A 15,231-nucleotide genomic window follows, 5' to 3' on the forward strand; every position below is an offset into this window, starting at 1 on the left:
GGGTACCTCAATTGGTTGTAAAAAAATCCTACCACGGTTCGGTATCAAACCATGCAGAATCTTTTCAGGGACTCCAGTTACCCCGGGAAAGGGGAACTGAGGATGGTCACCGACTGGGGCGCGGGTGTTGCCCCACTGAATTGGGGGTGTTGATTTCCTATCCCCTCAAAGACAATTCAACACCCCTGAAAGCAAAACCAAAATTTTTCTGGGCGATCATCGCGGGCGTCGAAGCGCAACACCGATCGCCCAAAATTTTAAGCCCTCCTAAAACTGGAAGAAAGTTCGGATCACGACGACAAAAGTCGTATCATTTTGGAAATTGTCATCCGGGTTGGTGACGACGTATCCGTAACTCAAAAGATGACCTCTCCCGCCAGTTTTGTCGGGGTCGAAAATTGTTTGGCTTCCAGTTCCCCGGTGTCGGCGTTGAGGCGATCGCGGATCTGGGCTTCCGAATTCGGTTCCGGTTCGAGGGCTGTAACCGGTGCGCCGATGAAGCCGACGGACACGAGGGCTAATTTGACGGCCAAGAATTTTCCGAGGGTGTGTTTCACGTTCCGGGACACCGCCTGCCGGGGGGGGTGGCGATCCAGATTCGGTCAGTTTTCCGGCGGACGAGCGGATAGAATGGGGGCAAACGTTTAAAAATCAATAAAATATGGCTATCGAGATCGAGCGCAAATTTTTGGTGCGGGGGGACGGGTGGCGATCGCTGTCTGTCGGTAGCATTTATCGCCAGGGCTACATCACCAGCACCCCCGGAAAAACGGTGCGGGTTCGGGTTGTCGGCGATCGCGGGTATCTGACGATCAAAGGCACTACGGTGGGGTATCGGCGATCAGAGTTTGAATATCCGATCCCCGTCGAAGATGCGGAAGAGATGTTGGCGACGCTGTGCGATCGGCCGCTGATCGAAAAAAAGCGCTATAAAATTTCCCTGGGGGATTTGATTTGGGAAATCGACGAGTTTTTCGGGGATAATGAAGGGTTGATTTTGGCCGAAGTCGAGTTACTCGACGAAGGGCAAATCTTCGACCTGCCGGAGTGGATCGGCGAAGAAGTTTCCCACGATTCCAGATATTATAACGTCAATTTGATCCGGAATCCCTATCGTAATTGGTCTCTTCGGGAAGGATAAATATGATGAAATTTCAGACTAAAATTCAGCGGGAATGTTACGAACAAGTCGCCACCTGGATGGAAGAGATGTTCGACAAATATCCTTGGGAAAAACTCGACGAACCGGGGTTCGGCTTGTTCATGGGATCGGCTTGGGTGGAAGTGCGGATTCACCCCTGGCATCAGGATGCGGTGATCGAGACGCGATCGCCGGTCGTCAAAGGGGCCGAAATTACCCCGGAATTGATGCAATTTTTATTGTCTAAAAATGCTCAGATGGTCTTCGGCGCTTTTTCTTTGGATGAGAACGACGACATTTGTTTTGGCCATACCATCGTCGGCTCGACTTGCGACCCGGGGGAATTGGAATCTTCCGTTTTGTCCGTGTTAGAAACCGCCGACAAATTTGACGATCAAATTATCGGAAATTGGGGTGGAAAGCGGGCGCTAGATATCGCGCCTTAATCGCCACGTTGCGATTTTACTGTCGGGGCGAATCCGATTCGCCCTTTTCAATTTCTGCCGGCCGTTCGGTCAAATTTTAAAACGCCGCCAACCCCAAATATTTGACTCCTTCCGGACTCACATCAAACCGACAGGGTAGCACTTCCACACCCTTCAAGATCGCCGACCGCAACAGGTTCCCGTAAACCGGATCGGCTTCGTCCCCGGAGGCAAATTTAACGCAATCCCCGCGATTGATAAAATACAGCATCACCGCCCGAGATCCGGCTGCAACAATCCCCATTAACTCGGTCAAATGTTTCTGCCCCCGTTCCGTTACGGTATCCGGAAACAACGCCAACTGTCCCTGCGCCCAAGTCGTATTTTTAACTTCTACATAAATCGGTTTTTCGCCCCCTTCCAAAACAAAATCGACCCGACTTTTTCCCCCTAAGCCGTAGGGGACTTCCCGCCGAATTTTCCCGTACTCTCCCAACTCGGGAAAGAGACGCTGCTGGAGGGCGAGTCCCACAATTTTATTGGGCAAACTGGTGTTAACTCCCACCCAAGTCGGTTCGTTATCTTGAAGCTGAATTAACTCCCAGGTGTAAGCCAATTTTCGCTTGGGATTGTCACTTTTCGACACCCAAACCCGATTTCCGGGAATGCAAACCCCCGTCATCGGGCCGGTATTGGGACAGTGGGCGACGACCACTTCCCCGGAGGCGAGTTCGATATCCGCCATGAACCGCTTGTAGCGGCGGATGAGAGTTCCGGAAATTAGGGTTGGATAGGAGTAGAGAAAGGGTTCGGTCATTTTGGGGTGATGGATTTGAACGGGAGAGTCAAAAACTTGAAACCAAACTAGGGTATCATGTTAACAACCAGTTGGCTCGATGAGGATAAAAATTATGACCGCGACAGCATCTCCTTCTAATCTGCCGACTTTGGAAGAAATCCGCTCGGGTTGGCCCAATATTTGCGGTTGGGAGGCGGAAATCGCATCCGTCGTCAATCACGGCGATCGCATTTTCCAACCCGTCAACAACCTAAATCCAGACCAAATCACCGCCGGATTTGCCTGCGCCCTCCATCTGCACCAACCCACCGTCCCGGCGGGGGCAAATGGGGAACTCATCAGCAATCTCCAGTATATGTTTGAACATCCCAACGAGGGCGACAATCACAACGCCGAACCCTTCGCCTGGTGTTACAAACGCATGGGGGAATTTATCCCCGAATTGGTGGACAATGGCGACAATCCGCGCATCATGTTGGACTATTCCGGCAACTTGCTGTGGGGGCTGCGGCAGATGGGGCGAAATGACGTTCTCGACGCCCTGAAACGGATCGCTTGCGACCCCAAATATTGGCCCCATGTGGAATGGTTGGGGACGATGTGGAGTCACGCCGTTATCCCCTCGACTCCTATCCCCGATATCAAGTTGCACATCCGGGCTTGGCAACATCATTTTGCCTCTATTTTTGGCTTCGATGCCCTGGGACGGGTGAAGGGTTTTTCTCCCCCGGAAATGCACCTTCCCAACCATCCCGACAGTTTGTTTGAATACATCAAAGCCCTGCGGGAGTGCGGTTATCGCTGGCTGATGGTTCAGGAACATTCCGTCGAGCGTTTGGACGGTTCCCCCCTCCACCACGATGATAAATATATCCCCAATCGTCTGGTGGCGCGAAATTCCCACGGCGAAGAAATTGGCATTACGGCGTTAATTAAAACCCAAGGTTCTGACACGAAATTGGTGGCGCAAATGCAGCCCTACCACGAGGCGAAAAGTCGCGGACGGCAGCAGCTTGGAAACTGCGAAGTTCCCGGCTGCGTTACGCAAATCGCCGACGGGGAAAATGGCGGCGTGATGATGAATGAATATCCCCGGGATTTTAAACCGGTGTGGTCTGATATTAAGGACAATGGCCGGGGTTCGACGGGGGTTGTGGGGCTCAACGGAACGGAATATTTGGAATTGTTGGAAGTGGCGGGGGTGCGGCCGGAGGATTATCCCACCTGTCAGGCAGTTCACCAACATCGTGTCTGGGAAAAAGTCGATCGCGCCACGCCGGAAGCCGTCGAAAATGCGATCGCGCAATTGCGGGAAACTGACCCCCAATTCAACATGGATGGGGCATCCTGGACGAACAATTTGAGTTGGGTGAAAGGATATGAAAATGTGTTGGAACCGATGAACCAACTCAGCGCCGATTTTCACCGCAAATATGACCCCCTAGTTGCTGAAGATCCGACCGTGACGCGACGGCAGGATTATCAGGAAGCATTGCTGTATAATTTACTGTTGCAAACGAGTTGTTTTCGCTACTGGGGACAGGGAATGTGGACGGACTATGCCCGAGAAATTTACCGTCGGGGTGAGGCGATAGTCAAGGGTTAAAAAAAATCTCCCTCCCCTCTACCCGGGGAGGGTTCGGAATAGGCTTGACATTTTGAGGCTCAATCCGATAGGATGGACGGTGGTGTTGATTTGTGAAAAACTTTCCTTGAGAATGACAAAGAGTCCCCAAAAAACCGCCCAACCCTTTTTAAAGTGGGCGGGGGGCAAATCCCAACTGCTTTCACAGTTTGAAAATTTATATCCCCTCGAATTAAAGCAGGGTCAAATTCAACACTATATCGAACCCTTTATCGGCGGTGGAGCTGTCTTTTTTGAGGTTGCCCAGAAATATCAAATCGCCTCGGCATCAATTTATGATATTAACCCCGAGTTGATTCTAGTTTATCAGGTCATCCAAAAAGATGTAGAAAGGTTGATCGAGGAAGTTGGCAATCTTGCCAGGGATTACCATCAATGTCCGTTAACTGAGCGAAAATGTTTTTATTTTAAACTGCGCGATCGCTACAATTTACAGAAGCAAGAAATCGGCGATCGGCAATATGATAGCCATTGGGTTTCCAGAGCCGCTCTGTTAATTTTTTTGAATCGCACCTGTTTTAATGGCTTATTTCGCCTCAACAGCAAAGGGGAATTTAACGTTCCTCCCGGCAGCTATAAAAATCCTAAAATATTGGATGCAGACAATTTGCGATCCGTGTCGGAATTGCTACAAATTGCCGAGATCGCAGTGGGGGATTTTGAATTGTGCGAACCAGCCATCAAACCGGGAACGTTGATTTATTTCGATCCCCCCTATCGTCCCCTCAGCAAGACGGCTAATTTTACGTCTTATTCAACATTTACATTTTGCGATCGCCAACAGACTCGACTGGCTCAATTTTTTCGCCACTTGGACACCACCCATGATGTCAAAATGATGTTGAGCAATTCCGATCCCAAAAATGAAGATCCGACAGACGACTTTTTTGAGGAATTATATCAACCCTTCAAGATTCATCGCGTCTCCGCCAATCGCGCCATCAACAGCAATGGCAAAAAACGGGGTCAAATTGATGAATTAGTGATCACCAATTATTGATAGCCTCATGTCGGCGGGATCGTCAATGAGTGGCATTTGTTGTGATTTGGGTAACTGCAACAATCTAATCCATCAATCCGATATAAATGATCGGGTTTTAAGTGAAAATACTCAGATCACGCCGTGAGGCTGCAAAAATTGTGGCAGGTGGGCGAACTTGATCCCTCGTTTCTCCATTCTCCTTTGGGACATTTAATCTGGGGTTGACAATTTTTGATGATTAAGAACGGCAAAAATTGACCCTAGCATCTCTATCCAAATGGGCAGAATTGCTAGGGATAAAGCCGGTCAATCCATCCGATCAGCAGTTATGACTCACCGCTAAAATTCGCCTGTAGTTGTTCTTCCTGCTCGTTGGTCAAATTGGACTGAATCAGTTCGGCAGTTTCGCCTTCAAAAGCTTCTTGAACCTTATCCAAGGTGACATTACCCGTGAGTAAAAACAGGGCGGATGTTCCTTCCGTCACTTTGCTTTTGACATCTTTGATAAAATCATCATTGATACCGTAATCCGATAAAGAACCCGTCAAAGCGCCGACGGCGGCTCCGGCGACCACACCTAAAATGGGCACGAAAAAGAGAATGCCAAACAGCAGTCCCCAGAAAGCTCCATCTAAAGCTCCGGCGCCTGCCAAATCTACAGCTTGCTTGGTTTTGGGCTTTTTCTTGCCTGCGGGCCAAGACACGGTGGCAGCGTCTTTAATTTCAATGAGACGTTGTTTTTGTAGTTCGGCTAACTTGGCCAGGGCTTGCTTGGCTCCTTCGGCGGTGTCAAATTTCCAAACGGTTAATGTTGCCATAGTGGTTTTGATCCTCGATCAATTCAAACGCTACAATCATCGATTCTATCAGAAACTGGGCGAAAAGTTCTCTTTTGACGCGACCAGAATTTTGGGTGGATGTCATGGGTTCACGGGAGTGGGGACGCGCTTTTCACCCGTTGACTCGATCGAAAGTTGCGATCGCGTGTATAATGTTGGATTGGCAAAAAACATCAACTCTGAGCCTCAAAATCCAATCATTTCACAAAAGTCCATAATTCCGTTATCATGCGGGACGGTGAAATATTGATAAGGAGTCCCATGAAAATCCGGTGGAGGATTTTGCCTCTCACTTCGATCGCGATCGCCCTCACAATCCTGTCAAAACCGACACATTCCGAATCACCGCCCGCCAGTTCCTGTCAACCCCCCGCCTGTTTGGATTCCGCGTCGGAACCCGGGGAGATGCAACCCGAACGAGATCTCACCATCGAGGATGTCAAAACCGTCGGCAACTTCCGCAGCAGCTACGGTTCCCAGCCTCAAAAGCCGACTCATGTGCAATCCCGCAGACGCCGGAAACGTCAAATTACATCGGTGTCCCAACTCTCCGACGTCCAACCCACCGACTGGGCCTTCCAAGCCTTGCAATCCCTAGTCGAACGCTACGGCTGCATCGCCGGATATCCGAACGGAACTTTCCGGGGAAATCGCGCGTTAACCCGCTACGAATTCGCGGCGGGTTTGAACGCCTGTTTGGAACGGATAACGGAATTGATCGACGCTTCGACGGAGGGTTTGGTCGGCCGGGGCGACTTACTCGCGTTGCGGCGATTGCAAGAAGAATTTGCGGCCGAATTGGCATCTTTAGCCGGACGGGTTGATGTTTTGGAAGCCCGGACGGCGGAGTTGGAAGCCAATCAATTTTCGACCACGACCCAACTGAGCGGCGTGGTTATTTTTAATTCCATGAATTCTAACAACCCGGAATTTAACGGGAATCGAAAGAATTTCAGTCGCACGGACTCGGATTTAGACCAGGCGGTTTTTGGCAGTCGTTTCACGTTCGATTTTGACACCAGTTTTACCGGGACAGACCGCCTGCGAGTAGAGTTGCGGGGAGGCACGATTGTCCGACAACTCGGAGATCAAACCAACATGGGAGGGTTGGATTACGAATTTGACAGCACGAAAATCGTTCCCACTTCGGTCGAATATCGGAGAAACTTCGACGATCGCTCCTTCTTTTGGGTGAGTGCGTTTGGCGTGGGGTTAGATGCGGTCTTCCTCGACAACTTCAATCCCTACTTTCAACGCAACGGGGCGGCCTTCACCCAGTTTGCCGTCCGCAACCCCATTTATCGCCAACCCAGCGGCACTCAGTTGGCGGCGGGACACCAATTTAACGACTGGTTTGGAATGGCCGTCGCCTACACCCAGCAGGGACCGACAGCCGCCAATGCCAGACCGGGCGACGGTCTATTTAACGGCAGCTACAGTACGGGAGCAAATTTACGATTTACCCCCACGGAGAACTGGCGATTCGGTTTGACCTACATTTTTTCTTACTACAAGAAAGATGACTCATTTTTGCTGGGAAATACGGGAAGCGAACGGACCTTCGACCCCTTTTTTGGCAATCCCACAACCGCCCACAATGTCGGCTTTCAGACGACGGCATTGTTGACCCCCCACTTTAACATTGCCGGCTGGGTGGGTGCGACCTTTGCCCAAGATCAGCGCTCAGATAATAGCGCCAGAATTTATAATTGGGGTGTAGCTTTATCGTTTTTAGATCTGTTTCGGGAAGGGGATCAGATCGGCGTTTTTGTGGGAATGCCGCCGAAATTGGTGGACATCGATCGCGGGCCGGACGACCCCGATACAGCCCTGCAATTTGAGAGTTTTTACACCTTTCCCGTCAACGATTACATCACGATTAATCCGGGATTTTACGTCATTACCAGTCCCGAACACGACCGGCGAAATGATACCATCTTTGTGGGACTGATCCGCACGGTTTTTGCGTTTTAGCCGTTATAATATCGGAGATGATTTTGAAATTGGCGATCGCCGTCACTCCTGGGGGAACTTTAGAATGAAAAAAATTGTCCGTTTTCTGGGAATTTTATTGCTCGCGCTGTGCTTGACTTTAACTTGGGAATCCGAGGCAGTTGCCCAATTTCCGTTCCTTCCAAAAGCTCCCAATACGCGAAATCCCGAAACCCCTTGGTGGGATCTCAATCGGGCGAGGATTTGCGGTTCAAATTGGTGCAGCAATGTCGAACTCAGCGGAAATCTGAGAATCGGTACGGATTTGATCGTGGCAGCACCTCGAGATCTGAACAGCGACGATTATTCGACCGCGTTGAGTTTGGAAAAACGGGCCGTATTAATCGAGCAGTTATTTGCTCAAATCGTCAGGAATGTTACGCGATCGCAACCCTTACCCCAAGTCGCCCGGCAGGATGACTGGGACTTTTGGTGGCCCTACAGCTCGAAAAAAACCCTGCACCCCCTGACCCCGAAATTTAAAATCGGAACTCAAAATAAGCAGACCGTCATCTTTACTCCCGCACAACCCGAATTGGGGATACCAAAAGCCACATTTATAACGGTCAATCGTGCGGATGCGATCGCCAACGGTACGACGGTAAAAGCGCTGGCTCAAACTTGGCAAGATCGGATAGAACTGGCGGCAAGTCGGGCATTGTGGGGACGAGAATTTGACGCTCAATTTCCCTGGACGAGAGCCAATATTGCGATGATTATTGGCGGACTCGCCATCATGTCAATCGTGCTTCTCTCCGAATTTAGACATCTATTAAGTCGGTGGCAAGATCGGATCGAAAAAAAGCTGAATAGCCTGATTTTATCTCATCAATTTAATCCGGAAGCGGCATCTGGAGAAACGATCCCAAAGTCGGACGATCTGGGGGAAACGGAACCGACAGACTCTCCCCGGCAGATGGCGACGACCGACACCCCGATCGATCCCAAAGAGAAAAAGTACAATTTTTCGTTCGATTTCCAACAACCCATTGCCGATTTTCCAAAAGTGATCGCGACACATATCTACAGCCAAACTGCACTTCGGCAAGAAAAAAATGTGGTCGAGTTGTTGCGAAGATTTATTCTAGTTGGGAATCTATTTATTCTTTTGGTGGGCCTCATCGCGATCGGCTTTCTATTTCGCCAAACTCGCCCGTTTATGCTTCAGATTGCCATTCAAGCGACCGTTATATCTGCACTTTGGATCGGAATCGCCGTGATGGATAAACTGCTCGACTTTGCCATCGATTCCGCCCTGAATGACTGGGCAAGAGAAAAACAGAAAACCGATCTGAAATCGAACCGATACGCCATGCGGGCGAGTACCTACTCTCCGGCTCTTAAAAATGGAACGATGGCGATTTCTATCGCTTTGGGAGCTTACGGAACGATCCTTTTTCTCGGCATCAATCCGGCGATCTTGGCCGGGGCGGGAGCCTTCGCACTGTTGACCGCATTTCTGTCCAGACAGGGGATTCCCAGAAGACTCAGGACAAAAATTTTCAAAATGACGTGACTCAATCATAAATAATCCGCGATCGCCCCCCATTTCTCCGACAATTTTTGTGAGCTTGCACCGCATGGGGTTTGCGTTTGGGCCGGTATAATGTCTGAGGTTGTCTTTAAATTGGCGATCGCTGTCACTTTTAGGAGAACTGCCAAATGAAGAAAATTGCCCGTTTTCTGGGAATTACACTCCTCGCATTTTGCCTGACTTTCGCCTGGAAATCCGATGCGGTTGCACAATTTCCGTTTCTTTCCGCGGCACCCGATGTAGAAAATCCCGAAACCCCTTGGTGGGATCTAAATCGGGCTGAGATCTGCGGTTCCCATTGGTGCAGTCACGTTTATCTGAGTGGGAATTTACTCAAACACAATGGAGATTTGACGTTGGGAGCGGCTCGAAATTTGGAACGAGATGACCGGGAAATTGCCGTGAATTTGGAAAGACGCGCCAACCTCCTCGAAGAATCTTTCAACCGGGGCGTCCGCAACATCACCCGGGCGCAATCTTTGCCCCAGGTTTCCGAGCCCAAAGATTGGCACTTTTGGTTGCCTTACAATTCGGACAAACCCCTGCACCCTCTCACACCGAGAGCGGAAGTCGGAACTGAAAATCAGGAAACGGTCATCTTTACTCCCGAACAGCTCGACTTGGGAGTACCCAAAGTCACATTTGTAACCGTTACCCGCCCGGATGCAGTCGTCAATTCCACCACGGTTCAAGAGTTGGCTCTCACTTGGCGAGATGTGGTCCGACAATCGGCCAGCGAAGTCTTGTGGGGACGAGAATTTGATGCCCAATATCCTTGGGCGAGGTTACAAATTGCACTGGGTATCAGCGGGATTGCCATCATTGCAATTTTGATTCTGTCCCGGCTTCGAGAATTGCTGAGGCGATGGCGTCAGCGTGTGAAAAGAAAATTGGAAGCGCTGATAGTCTCCGCTCAATCGAATCCAGAAGCCGCGTCGGGGGAAACCCTTCCCGAATCTGACGGCGAAGAAACAGAGGGGGTCGATTCTGACCCACCCGAAACGGAGTCCGAGCCTCCACTGTCCGCCCCAAATAGAAAGGGAAAGTTCAATTTCGGTTTCAAACAAAAACTTGCCAAAGTTCCCCGAGCGATCGCGGCCCGTCTCAACAGCCAAACCTCGCTTCAGCAAGAAAAGAATTTGGTCGAATTGCTGCGGCGATTTCTCCTGGTCGGGTATCTATTTATCATTTTGTTCGGCCTGGGTCTGATCTTTTTTATCTTTCGTCAGACCCGCCCCTTTATGATTCTGATTGCGGTGCAGGCGATCGCCATCCCCGCCCTCTGGTTCGGAATAACAGTCATCGATAAGATCTTCGACTTTGCCATCGATTCCTCCCTGAACAGTTGGGCGATAGAACAACAAGAAGCCGACCCCAAATCCAACCGCTACACCATGCGGGCGAGTACCTATTCTCCGGCGTTGAAAAGTGGAAAGACCGTCATTATGGTTGTCCTCGGTATTTACGGGACGATTGTTTTGCTCGGCATCAATCCGGCGATTTTGGCGGGGGCGGGCGCCTTCGCACTGTTGACGGCATTTCTGTCTCGAAATATCGTCGAAAATATGCTGAACGGAGTTTTGATTTTGTCTACCGATCGCTATGCGGTGGGAGACGTGGTTGAAATCGGACAGTATGCGGGGGCGGTGGAAAGCATGAACCTTTACGTCACCAACCTCCGCAATTTGGACGGTCAGTTGATCGCCATCCCCAACGGTCAAATTTCGGCGGTCATCAACAACACCAAAGATTGGTCGCGGGTCAACTTCGGCTTGCAAATTTCCTGGGATGCGGACATCCGAAAAGCGATGGAAATTATTCGGGATGTCTCTCAAAAAATGCAAAGCGAACCGGAGTGGAAAGACAAAATTTTGGACCCTTTGGAAATTTTGGGGGTCGATGAAATTTCCCACGAAGGAACCGTGATTCGCTTTTTGATCAAAACTTTACCGGGCGAACAGTGGCCCGTGGGGCGGACGTTTCGATTTCGACTCAAAACGGCTTTGGATGAAGTGGGAATTGCCCTCGGCGTCCCCCAGCGATCGATCTGGTATTGTCAGGATTCGGGATATTCTCTGAAGTTGCCGAAGCGATCGGACTCCAAAGATACCCCGGACAAAAAGAGTCAGAACGAAGTGACTCAATCTTAAATGATCCTCTATTTTCTTTTGCCTTTTATGCCCTCTCCCAGACTCGATATCGGCTACATTCCCACCCCCCAAGATTTGCTGGGGGACGTCCTGACTTGGGCCGCAGTGTGCGAAGATGATATCCTCTACGATCTCGGCTGCGGTGACGGACGGGTGACGATCGCGGCAGCGAAACGATTCGGAGCCCGGGGGGTCGGCATCGACATCGATCGCGATCGCATTTCGGAAGCCGCCGAAAACGCCAAAATAGCGGGCGTTGGCGATCGCGTTCAATTCCGCCAGGGAAACCTATTTGAAAGCCATTTCGGCGAAGCGACCGTGGTTTTTCTCTACCTTTTACCCCACCTCAATCTCCGCCTGAAACCCCGATTATTCGAGCAACTCCAACCCGGAACCCGCATCGTTTCCCGAGACTTCGACATGGAAGATTGGAAACCCGATCGCACCCTACATTTACCCCATCCCGAAGAGGAATGCACCTTCTATTTTTGGCAAATTCCAATTCAGTAGGGAGTCGAGAGTCGGGAGTCGGGAGTCGGATTCAATTCTAAAAAAATGGATTCAAAATTATGACAAATAAAGCATTTAAATCCTATCGAGATTTGAGGGTATGGGGAGAAGCGATGAATTTGGCTCAGATGTGTTATCAGATCACTCAAGCGTTTCCGCCCGCTGAAATTTACGGAATGACTTCACAAATCCGCAGGGCAGCGGCATCGGTGCCAGCCAACATAGCAGAGGGATATGGTCGAGAGAACAGAGGAGAATATATTCAATTTTTGAAAATAGCTCAGGGCTCTCTAAAGGAACTCGAAACCCATTTGCTCCTGTCAGAAAGAGTGAAATCGATCGATAATCAAACGATTGAACCGCTTCTGCGACAATGTGATGTAGTGGGTAAAATGCTACGTTCTCTGATTCGCTCGCTCCAGAAAAAAACTAAAGAGGAAATCCTAAAAATGGATTTCGTATCGACGCTTTCCGACTCCCGACTCCCGACTCCCGACTCCCCACCCCACTCGGCGCGATCGGTGAGATAATAGTAGACGTTGAAGATAACCTGCGGGAGTCCAATGGCGTGGGGTTTCGGATGTTGGGGGAACGGACAAACTGGGGACGTTGTGACATCCTCCCGAACCGCTCGAAGCACGGTTGCTCCTCGTTCGATCTGCAACCCAGAAGACTTGAGATATTTGGATTATGAAAATCGCGATTCTGTCCCAAGATAGTTCCCTGTACTCTACGAAGCGACTCAAAGAAGCGGGAGAACAGCGGGGTCATGAGATGTACGTCATCGACTACCTGCGCTGTTATATGAATATCACCTCCCACAAGCCGATGGTCATGTACGGGGGGAAACCCCTGGAAGGCTTCGACGCCATTATCCCCCGCATCGGCGCCTCCAAAACCTTCTACGGCACGGCGGTGGTGCGCCAGTTCGAGATCATGGACGTGTTCACCGCCAACGAGTCCCAGGCGATCTCGCGATCGCGGGACAAGTTGCGCTGCCTGCAATTGCTGGCCCGGGAGGGGATCGGCCTGCCGGTGACGGGGTTCGCCCACTCCACCAAGGATATCGACGGGTTGATCAATATCGTCGGCGGGGCGCCGCTGGTGATCAAATTGCTGGAGGGAACCCAGGGGATCGGGGTGGTGCTCGCCGAAACCTACCAGGCGGCCAAGTCCGTGATCGAGGCGTTCCGGGGGTTAGATGCCAATATTTTGGTGCAGGAATTTATCAAAGAAGCGGGGGGAACGGACCTGCGCTGTTTCGTGATCGGCGATCGCGTGGTGGCCTCGATGAAGCGGCAGGGGGCCGAGGGGGAATTTCGCTCCAACCTGCACCGGGGGGGAACGGCCGAGAAGGTGAAATTGACCCCGGAGGAGCGATCGACCGCCGTCCGCGCCGCCAAGATTATGGGGTTGAAGGTGGCGGGGGTGGACCTGCTGCGATCGAACCACGGCCCGGTGGTGATGGAGGTGAACTCGTCGCCGGGACTCGAAGGCATCGAGAAGGCGACGGGGGTGGACGTGCCGAGGAAGATCATCGAATATCTGGAAAAACACGCCGGAAAAGGCAACCCCCGCGATCGCACCCAAGGTTAAACTGTGATTATGGGGTCAAGACGGTCAATCTAATGATATCCTGGGGAAGTGATAGTCGCTTTAACAAGGCTGGATAGTTATGGACGTTAATGACCTCGGATTTGTTGCCAGCATCCTTTTTGTGCTGGTTCCTTCCGTATTTCTTCTGATTCTGTACATTCAGACCCAGAGTCGCGAAGGAAAGGAAGGGTAAACCTGATTTTTCCCTTTTTTATCAACCCCAAAAAAAGCGCTGTCGGCAATTTGCTCCAGCGCTTTTTTATTTAGGGCTGTCTGAAAAAGTCGCCTCGTTGAATTTAGAGGCTGTACAGATGAAAAGTCGGGTCGGGAGTGGCAGTCACGTCCAATCGGGCGTCAAAATACGGTGCCGGAGTATTTCCACCAATTGCCTTTGACGGGCGAAGCGGTGATAGAGTCCATGTACCGGGTGGTCTGGACGCAGGCTTCCTTGCCGTCCGGGACGTAGACGTAGCCCGCCTCGCCGAAGAATTCTTCGGTGACGAAAAAGACGCAGGTTCCCTCCCCCTCCAGGTTGTGCCCTGCCTTCCAGATGTAGTGGACGCGCAGCCAGCCGATGTGATCGTCTTCCCGGCAAGACGACGGGTTTCCCGCGCACTTTAACAGAGCCGCTTCGGAGCGATCGAATTTCATCGATTCGATGTCGGGAACCGCCACCAGGAAGGTGAGCGCGATCAGTGCGGGGATGCCGAAGATTTTAGTCAGGGTTTTGAGTGGCGGATACTTCCACCGGGAAATCATCACCCGATCCAGGAGAATCAATCCCACCTCTCCAACCCAGAAGACGAGAGCGGCGGCGAAAGCGAGCAGGAGGATGAATCCTTCGAGAGAGTAAGCCAGGGACAGCCAGCGGCCGACTTGTGAGAAGCTGCCCCATCGCACGACGGCATACATCAGAAAGTGGACGGCCAGCGACGCGACGATGATCAACAGCAGCAGTATCTCCTGCCAGTAACCGCAGGCGGACCCGAGTTGGGATTGGGATTGGGACTTGGATTTGGATTTGCGTTCCACGGCGATAACTCCGAAAAATGTTTCCACCCCACCTGTTCCCAAAATTGCATCCAAATTTCCCGGTCCTATTCGTCCGTCCCCCCCAACCCGCGATCAACGTCCAGTTGCACGGAAAAACCGAACCGGCGATCGCTGTACTTCAGCCACAATCGATCAATAGTGCGGAGGTCTTCGCAGGGGAAGTTGTAGACGCCGAGCAGTCCGGCAATCAGCCCGATGGCGAAGCTTTCCTCCCGATTGCCGATCGCCGAGATCAGGCGCCTTGTCTCCGCGTCCGCTTCTTCCCACCGCCCCGCCGCCAGCAAGTCGCGCAGTTCGGTGTAGTCCATCCCCACCGCCGATTCGAGTTCGACGGTTTCCAAAAAGTCGGGTTCGGCTTTGGACTCCCAGTCGGCTTCGGATTCCAACCGCCCCCAATGATCGAGGGCGATCGCGGTAGACAACAGCGACAACAGCGAGATGGCGGCTGCCGAGTGCAGTAATTTTTTCCGCTTCATGATGCCCTCCGATGAACGGTGCATGGTGCGCCCGTCCCCCCTCACAGTCCGCAGACAGTCCGCAGGTATCGAGGCGTTCGACACGGCCC

At 51.4% G+C, this 15,231-nt stretch carries 16 protein-coding genes; 11 read left to right on the forward strand and 5 right to left on the reverse strand.

Features of this window, described 5'->3' with window-relative positions; translation table 11 throughout:
• Positions 1 to 356: 356 nt before the first annotated feature.
• On the reverse strand, positions 357 to 533 hold the full coding sequence (locus LKE08_RS24965) for a hypothetical protein (protein ID WP_324706990.1): 177 nt from the start codon (positions 531 to 533) through the stop codon (positions 357 to 359).
• Between the two features lie 128 nt (positions 534 to 661).
• On the opposite strand from LKE08_RS24965, the gene LKE08_RS24970 reads away from it, so the two are divergent.
• Together LKE08_RS24970 and LKE08_RS24975 are read left to right on the forward strand one after the other, a co-directional pair.
• On the forward strand, positions 662 to 1,141 hold the full coding sequence (locus LKE08_RS24970) for a CYTH domain-containing protein (protein ID WP_324706991.1): 480 nt from the start codon (positions 662 to 664) through the stop codon (positions 1,139 to 1,141).
• 2 nt (positions 1,142 to 1,143) lie between these two features.
• Positions 1,144 to 1,587 (forward strand): YbjN domain-containing protein, encoded by a 444-nt coding sequence (locus LKE08_RS24975; protein ID WP_324706992.1) that lies wholly within the window; start codon positions 1,144 to 1,146, stop codon positions 1,585 to 1,587.
• Positions 1,588 to 1,663: 76 nt separating this feature from the next.
• On the opposite strand, the gene sfsA is transcribed toward LKE08_RS24975, so the two are convergent.
• Entirely contained in the window at positions 1,664 to 2,383 is a 720-nt protein-coding gene (gene sfsA, locus LKE08_RS24980; RefSeq protein ID WP_324706993.1) for a DNA/RNA nuclease SfsA, read from the reverse strand.
• 94 nt (positions 2,384 to 2,477) lie between these two features.
• Between sfsA and LKE08_RS24985 the strand changes: the two genes are divergently transcribed.
• Positions 2,478 to 3,971, forward strand: coding sequence for a glycosyl hydrolase family 57 (locus tag LKE08_RS24985; protein WP_324706994.1), 1,494 nt, complete (start codon positions 2,478 to 2,480; stop codon positions 3,969 to 3,971).
• A gap of 112 nt (positions 3,972 to 4,083) precedes the next feature.
• On the forward strand, positions 4,084 to 5,010 hold the full coding sequence (locus tag LKE08_RS24990; RefSeq protein WP_324706995.1) for a DNA adenine methylase: 927 nt from the start codon (positions 4,084 to 4,086) through the stop codon (positions 5,008 to 5,010).
• Positions 5,011 to 5,318: 308 nt separating this feature from the next.
• Here the strand turns inward: LKE08_RS24990 and LKE08_RS24995 are convergent, their stop codons facing one another.
• Complete coding sequence (locus LKE08_RS24995; protein ID WP_324706996.1) at positions 5,319 to 5,810, reverse strand: DUF1269 domain-containing protein; 492 nt, start codon at positions 5,808 to 5,810, stop codon at positions 5,319 to 5,321.
• Between the two features lie 303 nt (positions 5,811 to 6,113).
• Between LKE08_RS24995 and LKE08_RS25000 the strand changes: the two genes are divergently transcribed.
• The 7 genes from LKE08_RS25000 to psbM all read left to right on the forward strand — a co-directional run bounded on the left by LKE08_RS25000 (position 6,114) and on the right by psbM (position 13,806).
• On the forward strand, positions 6,114 to 7,805 hold the full coding sequence (locus LKE08_RS25000) for an iron uptake porin (protein WP_324706997.1): 1,692 nt from the start codon (positions 6,114 to 6,116) through the stop codon (positions 7,803 to 7,805).
• Between the two features lie 64 nt (positions 7,806 to 7,869).
• Positions 7,870 to 9,339: a mechanosensitive ion channel family protein gene (locus LKE08_RS25005; protein WP_324706998.1), complete on the forward strand. Its 1,470-nt coding sequence runs from the start codon at positions 7,870 to 7,872 to the stop codon at positions 9,337 to 9,339.
• 146 nt (positions 9,340 to 9,485) lie between these two features.
• On the forward strand, positions 9,486 to 11,507 hold the full coding sequence (locus LKE08_RS25010; RefSeq protein ID WP_324706999.1) for a mechanosensitive ion channel family protein: 2,022 nt from the start codon (positions 9,486 to 9,488) through the stop codon (positions 11,505 to 11,507).
• A 27-nt stretch (positions 11,508 to 11,534) separates the two neighbouring features.
• The gene (locus LKE08_RS25015; protein WP_324707000.1) at positions 11,535 to 12,017 is read left to right on the forward strand and encodes a class I SAM-dependent methyltransferase; all 483 of its coding nucleotides are present in this window, start codon (positions 11,535 to 11,537) and stop codon (positions 12,015 to 12,017) included.
• A 59-nt stretch (positions 12,018 to 12,076) separates the two neighbouring features.
• On the forward strand, positions 12,077 to 12,547 hold the full coding sequence (locus tag LKE08_RS25020) for a four helix bundle protein (RefSeq protein WP_324707001.1): 471 nt from the start codon (positions 12,077 to 12,079) through the stop codon (positions 12,545 to 12,547).
• Between the two features lie 160 nt (positions 12,548 to 12,707).
• Positions 12,708 to 13,613, forward strand: a complete 906-nt coding sequence (gene rimK, locus LKE08_RS25025) for a 30S ribosomal protein S6--L-glutamate ligase (RefSeq protein ID WP_324707002.1) — start codon at positions 12,708 to 12,710, stop codon at positions 13,611 to 13,613.
• A gap of 79 nt (positions 13,614 to 13,692) precedes the next feature.
• A complete protein-coding gene (gene psbM, locus LKE08_RS25030) occupies positions 13,693 to 13,806 on the forward strand; it encodes a photosystem II reaction center protein PsbM (RefSeq protein ID WP_324707003.1) in 114 nt (37 codons plus the stop codon).
• 161 nt (positions 13,807 to 13,967) lie between these two features.
• Here psbM and LKE08_RS25035 read toward each other — a convergent pair whose 3' ends face one another.
• Both LKE08_RS25035 and LKE08_RS25040 read right to left on the reverse strand, forming a co-directional pair.
• The gene (locus LKE08_RS25035; protein ID WP_324707004.1) at positions 13,968 to 14,645 is read right to left on the reverse strand and encodes a hypothetical protein; all 678 of its coding nucleotides are present in this window, start codon (positions 14,643 to 14,645) and stop codon (positions 13,968 to 13,970) included.
• Between the two features lie 65 nt (positions 14,646 to 14,710).
• A complete protein-coding gene (locus LKE08_RS25040; RefSeq protein ID WP_324707005.1) occupies positions 14,711 to 15,166 on the reverse strand; it encodes a GUN4 domain-containing protein in 456 nt (151 codons plus the stop codon).
• Positions 15,167 to 15,231: the final 65 nt, after the last annotated feature.

Source organism: Lyngbya sp. CCY1209 (assembly GCF_035615495.1).
Taxonomy (GTDB): domain Bacteria; phylum Cyanobacteriota; class Cyanobacteriia; order Cyanobacteriales; family Microcoleaceae; genus Limnospira.